The following is a 6,408-nucleotide window of genomic DNA, read 5'->3' on the forward strand; positions in this document are numbered from 1 at the left end:
GGTCGGCCGGGTGGAGCGAGCTGGGTCGGGTGCGACTACGCCGATTCCACGGGCATCCAGATCTCACACGTCGCGGTGGTCTCGGTGAGCTCGAGGTACCTCAGGATCGTGGGTCCTGGGCGCAGCCGCCACGGGTTGGAGGGAAACCAGTCCGTCGCCGTCGCCGCCCACGTCTCCTGCAGCGCGTCCGGGAAGGGACCGCTCGAGTGGAAGACGGCCCATGTGCCGGCATCGACCGGGATGGAGTGGAGGTCGTCGGGGACTGCGGAGCCGGCATTGCGCGCGACGCCGTGGAGATAGGTGAGCATCGCGCCCTCCGGTGCGTCCGGTTCGAGCCCTGCCGTGACGGCGAGGATGCCGGACGGCTCGGTGTCGCTCAGTGCCTTGAGCCGCGTGTGCTCCTCCGGCGGGATGGACGCAACGTGCTCCTGGATGTGCGGGTTGACGCCCTGGTGGATCAGCGGCACCTGGGCCGCGTGACCGACGAGGACGAGGTCGGGACGGTCGGTGATGGTGACGTCCATCGGGGTGCTCCCTTCGACGCTCAGGCGGAACCTGAGCATGGGTTGGGTACTGAGTGGCCCACCACGGCGGCTCACCTCTGCCGGGCCGGTCCCGTGGACCGACCGGAACGCCCGCCCGAAAGCCTCGACCGAGCCATAGCCGTAGCGCACCGCGACGTCCAGGAGGGTGGAGCCGCCGCGCACGAGGTCCGCGGCGGCGAGCGTCATCCGGCGACGACGCACGTACTCCGACAGCGGCAGACCCGCCAGGGTGGAGAACATCCGGCGCAGGTGGTACTCGGTGGTGCCGTGCTCGCGCGCGAGCCGTGCCACGTCGACCGGCTCGTCGTGGCGGTTCTCGACGAGCTCGACGAGGGCGTTGAGTGTGCCGATCATGGGCCTCCTTCCGGACCCATCGTGTCCGGGCCCCGCCATCGTCGTCCCGACAATCCTGGCCAGGTTCGGTCAGTGGCTCTCCGGGAAGGGGCCTTGAGCGGTAGTCGCCACCGTCCCAAAGCTGGTCTCCCCCGAGGATCCAGCTGTTCTGCGGCGTGTCGTCCATCGTCCGCGTGAGCGCCGTCCGGCAGTGTTCGCGTCCCGGACCGTCACGTCCACGCGCACCGCGCCGAGCCGGGGATACGCGCTCGACCTCCGGCGGTCGAGCGGCCTTCTCCGTCCGTTTCTGGATGCGAGGGGAAGCAGTCACACAGCGTCAGTACACGACTGCGATTCGAGAAGCACTCCACCAGACACCGTGTCTTGTCCCGCCAAGGGGGGGAGGCCGGGTGCTGCAGATCCCCACGAAGATGTACGTCGACCCACACGCGTCATTGCAGTCCCGGTCTCTACGGCGCTGCAGGTGACCGGCTTCTGGGTGTCCCGGTGATCATCACCGCGCTCGTTGTCGGGTTCGTGACCAACCGCGCGCCCCAGATCGCCGGTCCGGCCCTCGCCCGTGGACCCGCGCTCACTGCCGCGGCGAGGCGGCTACGCTCACCCGAACCTGCCGCACTGCGGGCGGCTACGCCCGCATCTGTGCCGCTGTCAGGACGCCAGTGAGTATGGGCGACCGCCTGTCGGACACGCACGGCACGGCACGGGGGCGTAAGGGGCGTCAAGGCATATCCGGCGCTCCGGCGTTGTTGCCCCGTCATGGTCGACGACGCCGCGGCCCCTGATGTCGAGCCCGATGACACCGGACTGCTCGACGCGTATTCCGCTGCTGTCGTACGCGTCGCGGAGACGGTCCTGCCCAGTGTGGCCAGCCTGCTGGTGCGGACGGCGCGAGGCTCCGGGGCCGGCAGCGCCAGCGTCCTGACCTCAGACGGGTACCTACTCACGAGCGCGCACGTCGTGGAGGGCGCCGAGACGGTTCGGGCCACCTTCACCGACGGCACCGAGGCGACCGCCGACGTCGTCGGACGTGACTCGCTGTCGGACCTCGCGGTGCTGCTGACGCGCGGCGGCGCGCCGAATCCCGTGACCCTCGGCGACGCGTCCCGACTGCGCGTCGGGCAGCTCGTCGTCGCACTCGGCAGCCCGCTGGGGCTGGCGGGCACCGTCACCGCAGGCGTCGTCTCTGCGCTCGGACGATCGCTGCCCACCCGCTCCGGGCGCGTCGTCGACGAGGTCATCCAGACCGACGCCGCCCTCAACCCCGGCAACAGCGGGGGCGTCCTGGCCGACAGCACTGGGCGCATGGTCGGGGTGAGCACTGCGGTCGCCGGCGTCGGCCTCGGCCTGGCGGTGCCGATCAACGACACGACGCGGGCGATCATCGACACGCTGATGACCCACGGACGCGTCCGGCGCGCGTCCCTCGGCATCGTCGGCGCGCAGGCGCCGTTGCCTCCCGCCCTCGCCCGGTCGCTCGGGCGGCGGACCGGTCTACAGGTTGTGGACGTGGTTCCCGGCGGCCCCGCCGCGGAGGCGGGCCTGCGGCGGGGCGACGTCGTGGTGGCGATCGCCGGGGAGCGCATCGCCACCACGACGGCGATCCAGCGCCTCATGGTGGAGGGCGCGATCGGCCGCCCGCTGGAGATCACCGTCTGGCGCAACGGCGCACTCGTCGACGTCATCGCCCTGCCCCGCGAGCTGACCGGCGCCTGATGGGCAGATTCTCTTGCGGACTGCGTGCGAACTGCGTGCGCACCGCACCGCTCTGAACTGCGCAAACGCGCCGATTCACACGTTGAAGCGGAACTCCACGACGTCGCCGTCCTGCATGACGTAGTCCTTGCCCTCCATGCGCACCTTGCCGCGGGCGCGGGCCTCGGCGATGGAGCCGGCCTCGACGAGGTCGTCGAAGCTGACGACCTCGGCCTTGATGAAGCCGCGCTGGAAGTCGGTGTGGATGACGCCCGCGGCCTCCGGGGCGGTCGCGCCCTTGGGGATGGTCCAGGCGCGGGCCTCCTTCGGGCCGGCGGTGAGGTAGGTCTGCAGACCGAGGGTGTCGAAGCCGACGCGGGCCAGCTTGTCCAGCCCGGCCTCCTCCTGCCCGGCCTCGGCGAGCATTTCGGCGGCCTCCTCCGGCTCCAGCTCGACGAGCTCGGACTCGAACTTGGCGTCCAGGAAGATCGCCTCCGCCGGGGCGGCGAGCTCACGCAGCTCGGCCTGCATCGCCTCGTCGGCCAGCCCCTCGTCGTCGGTGTTGAAGACGTAGATGAACGGCTTGGCGGTGAGCAGCTGCAGGGAGGCGAGGTGCTCGGGGTCCAGGCCCGCACGCTCGGCGCCGGCGGACACCGCGGTGCCCTCCTCGAGGAGCGCCATCGCCCCGCGGGCGGTGTCGAGGGCGGCGGGCTCGGTCTTCTTCCCGCGTACCTCCTTCTCCAGGCGCGGGATGGCCTTCTCCAGGGTCTGGATGTCGGCCAGCACCAGCTCGGTGACGATCGTCTCGATGTCGTCGGCCGGTGAGACCTTGCCGTCGACGTGCGCGACGTCCGGGTCGGTGAAGGCGCGCGTCACCAGGCAGATCGCGTCGGCCTCACGGATGTTGTGGAGGAACTGGTTGCCCAGCCCCTCCCCCTCGGAGGCGCCGCGGACGATGCCGGCGATGTCGACGAAGGAGACCGTCGCGGGGAGGATCTTCTGCGAGCCGAAGATCTCGGCGAGCTTCTCCAGCCGCGGGTCCGGCAGCGGGACGACGCCGATGTTCGGCTCGATCGTCGCGAACGGGTAGTTCGCCGCGAGCACGCTGGCCCGCGTCAGGGCGTTGAACAGGGTCGACTTGCCGACGTTCGGCAGTCCCGCGATTCCGATGGTGAGGGCCACGGGTGTCGAGTCTACGTCGGGAACGGGCCGACGCGGCCGTGCCCCTGCTCACCGGCGCCCGAGCGCTCAGCCCACCGCCACGGCGACGTCCGCCTCCCGGCGCGGGTCGGCGGTCCCGGCGAGGCGGCCGGACTCCAGGTCCACCCCCAGGGCGGCGTCGACCGAGTCGGAGGCGCAGCAGGAGCCGGTGCGGACGCCCGTACGGCCAGATGCCCCTGTTCGCCATGCACCAGCCCGCCGCACCGTAGCGGCGCCGCCGGTGCTGTGCCACGGTAATGGCACCCACCGGCCGAAGGAGGACCGATGCCCGACCTCAACGCGCTCGTCAGCTCCCACCTGCAGGCCGCCCGGGCCGACGAGCACGGCCGCAGCGCCGAGCTGCTCGTCCGCGACGGCGTGCTGCGCCAGTCCATCCTCGCGCTGCGCGAGGGCACCGAGCTGGCCGAGCACAACTCGCCGCACGCCGCGAGCATCCAGGTCCTCGTCGGCCGGGTCCGCGTGACCGGTGAGGACGAACCGGTGCTCGCCGCCGGAGAGCTGCACAGCCTGACGCACCAGCGCCACGCCGTCACCGCCCTGGAGGACTCCGTCTTCCTCCTCACCACCGTGACGAGCCAGCCGGGCGAGCCACCCCAGGACGGCTGAGCCGCCCACCCCGGCTGCGATGATGAGCCGCGTGGAACCGGCCATCGTCTTCCGCGGCCCGACGGGCCGCAGCTACGCCGTGGTCAGCTGGGTGGTGGCCGGCGTCGTCCTCGTCGCCTTCACCGTCAACGGCGGCCTTTCGGAGGTGGTGGCCTTCGGGGCGTTCCCGCTGCTCCTCGCCGTCGCCGGCTGGGCCGCGTTCTGGCGGCCGCAGGTGCGGGTCACCCGCGACGGGGTGCGGGTGGTCAACGTGCTGAGCACGACGTGGCTGCCGTGGGCCGCCATCACCGGCACGAGGACACGCTGGGGGCTGGAGCTCACCACCCACCACCGGCCGGTCGGTGCCTGGGCGCTGCCCGCCCGCAGCGCGGTGGGGCGGGTGACCTCCCGCAACCGGGAGTGGCCCTCGCTGCCCCCGCTCGAGCGGCTCGAGCGCGTCGTGCCCGGTGGGGGCGACCCCGAGGTGGCGGCCGCGCTGGTCGAGGCGCACCGAACGGGTGACGCGGCCCTCGCCGCGGGTGCCGCGCCGCGGGCCGAGCACCGGCTCGACCCGCTCCCGGCCGCCCTCCTCCTCGTCTCGGCCGCGCTGGTCGCCCTCACCCTGCTCCGCTGAGCGGGACGCCCGGATCGCCGGCCACCCGGCGCGCGCGGGCGGCGATGTCGGTGGTCGCTGCGACGCTGGGGCCATGGAGACGACGACGGCGGTCCTGCTGGTCCTCTCGGCGCTCGCCGTGGGCGTGGTGCTCGGGCTCGTCCTGGGCCGGGCACGCGCGGCGGGCGTGGCCTCCCGGGCGCGGGAGGAGGCCGCGGCCGCCCGGGCGCGGGCCGAGGCGTTGGCCGCGGAGTGCGCCGACCTCAAGGAGCGGGCCGAGCGCGACCACGACGTCCTGCGCGCCCTCGCCCCGGTGCGCACCACGCTGGCTCAGGTCGGGGAGCACGTCGCCCAGCTGGAGCGGGAGCGCACCGAGCAGTTCACCGTGCTGGCCGAGCGGCTCCACGCCGCCCAGCGCACCGACGCCGAGCTGCGGGCCACGACGGCGAGCCTCGCCGGGGCGCTCCGCTCGGGCAGCGCGCGCGGGCACTGGGGCGAGGTCCAGCTGCGCCGGGTGCTCGAGGCCTCCGGGATGCTGCGCCACGTCGACTTCCTCGAGCAGCCCACGCTCGCCTCGCTGCCCGGTTCCCGGGCCGGTGCCGGGCAGGGCCGCCCGGACGTCGTCGTGCGCCTCCCGGAGGACCGGTTCATCGTCATCGACGCCAAGGTGCCGTTCGACGCCTACCTCGAGGCGAACGCCATCACCGCGCTGGACGACCCCGCCGAGGCCGACCGCCGCGAGCGCCTGCTCGCCGCCCACGCCAAGGCGCTGCGCGGGCACGTCGACGCCCTGGCCGCCCGGCGCTACCACGAGCAGCTGAGCGGCACCCCCGAGCTCGTCGTCATGTTCGTGCCTTCCGAGGGGCTCCTCGCCGCGGCCCTGGAGGCCGACCCCACCCTGCTCGAGCACGCCCTGCAGCAGGGGGTGGCCCCCACCGCCCCGGCGTCGCTGCTCGCGCTGCTGCGCACGACAGCGACGATCTGGGCCTCGGCGTCGGTCACCGAGGACGCCCGTCGGCTGCTCGACCTGGGCCGCACCCTGTACGAGCGGCTCGGCACGGTGGCCGGGCACATCGGCCAGCTCGGCCGCACGCTGGAGAGCGCAGTGCAGCACTACAACCGGCTCGTCGGCTCGGTGGAGTCCCGCCTGCTGGTCACGGCACGCGGCTTCGACGGGCTCGACCACGGCGCGCTGGAGGTGCGCGAGGTCGACGGTGAACGGGGCCAGGTCCGCCGGTTCACCGCACCGGAGCTCACCACGGACCGGATCGCCTGAGGCCTGGCGGTCCCCAGGGAGGAGCACGCGACGGGGGCCAGGGAGAAGAAACGCGACTGGGCCCAGGGAAAGGACTCCGGCGGGCCCTAGGGAGAAGAACACGGCAGGCCTTGGGGAGGAAC

Annotated in this window: 6 protein-coding genes; 4 read left to right on the forward strand and 2 right to left on the reverse strand. The window is 73.1% G+C overall.

Translation table 11 applies throughout. From position 1 onward, the window contains the following. Positions 1 to 35 precede the first annotated feature (35 nt). The gene (locus tag Q0195_RS10625; RefSeq protein ID WP_299278141.1) at positions 36 to 899 is read right to left on the reverse strand and encodes an AraC family transcriptional regulator; all 864 of its coding nucleotides are present in this window, start codon (positions 897 to 899) and stop codon (positions 36 to 38) included. A 756-nt stretch (positions 900 to 1,655) separates the two neighbouring features. On the opposite strand from Q0195_RS10625, the gene Q0195_RS10630 reads away from it, so the two are divergent. Then, positions 1,656 to 2,612, forward strand: a complete 957-nt coding sequence (locus Q0195_RS10630) for a trypsin-like peptidase domain-containing protein (protein ID WP_299278144.1) — start codon at positions 1,656 to 1,658, stop codon at positions 2,610 to 2,612. 75 nt (positions 2,613 to 2,687) lie between these two features. Here Q0195_RS10630 and ychF read toward each other — a convergent pair whose 3' ends face one another. Continuing rightward, positions 2,688 to 3,773 (reverse strand): redox-regulated ATPase YchF, encoded by a 1,086-nt coding sequence (gene ychF / locus Q0195_RS10635; RefSeq protein ID WP_299278146.1) that lies wholly within the window; start codon positions 3,771 to 3,773, stop codon positions 2,688 to 2,690. Positions 3,774 to 4,076: 303 nt separating this feature from the next. On the opposite strand from ychF, the gene Q0195_RS10640 reads away from it, so the two are divergent. The 3 genes from Q0195_RS10640 (at position 4,077) to Q0195_RS10650 (ending at position 6,286) form a co-directional block, all read left to right on the forward strand. Continuing rightward, positions 4,077 to 4,418 carry a cupin gene (locus tag Q0195_RS10640; RefSeq protein WP_299278148.1) on the forward strand — a complete coding sequence of 114 codons (342 nt, stop codon included), beginning with the start codon at positions 4,077 to 4,079 and terminating at the stop codon, positions 4,416 to 4,418. Positions 4,419 to 4,449: 31 nt separating this feature from the next. Next, positions 4,450 to 5,031 carry a PH domain-containing protein gene (locus Q0195_RS10645; protein ID WP_299278151.1) on the forward strand — a complete coding sequence of 194 codons (582 nt, stop codon included), beginning with the start codon at positions 4,450 to 4,452 and terminating at the stop codon, positions 5,029 to 5,031. A gap of 73 nt (positions 5,032 to 5,104) precedes the next feature. After that, on the forward strand, positions 5,105 to 6,286 hold the full coding sequence (locus Q0195_RS10650) for a DNA recombination protein RmuC (RefSeq protein ID WP_299278154.1): 1,182 nt from the start codon (positions 5,105 to 5,107) through the stop codon (positions 6,284 to 6,286). Positions 6,287 to 6,408: the final 122 nt, after the last annotated feature.

The organism is uncultured Georgenia sp. (assembly GCF_937958535.1).
Lineage (GTDB): Bacteria > Actinomycetota > Actinomycetes > Actinomycetales > Actinomycetaceae > Oceanitalea.

Coding starts and splice junctions, on each gene's coding strand:
- Q0195_RS10625 (WP_299278141.1), bottom strand. CDS start 899: ATGATCGGCACACTCAACGCCCTCGTCGAGCTCGTCGAGAACCGCCAC.
- Q0195_RS10640 (WP_299278148.1), top strand. CDS start 4,077: ATGCCCGACCTCAACGCGCTCGTCAGCTCCCACCTGCAGGCCGCCCGG.
- Q0195_RS10630 (WP_299278144.1), top strand. CDS start 1,656: ATGGTCGACGACGCCGCGGCCCCTGATGTCGAGCCCGATGACACCGGA.
- Q0195_RS10650 (WP_299278154.1), top strand. CDS start 5,105: ATGGAGACGACGACGGCGGTCCTGCTGGTCCTCTCGGCGCTCGCCGTG.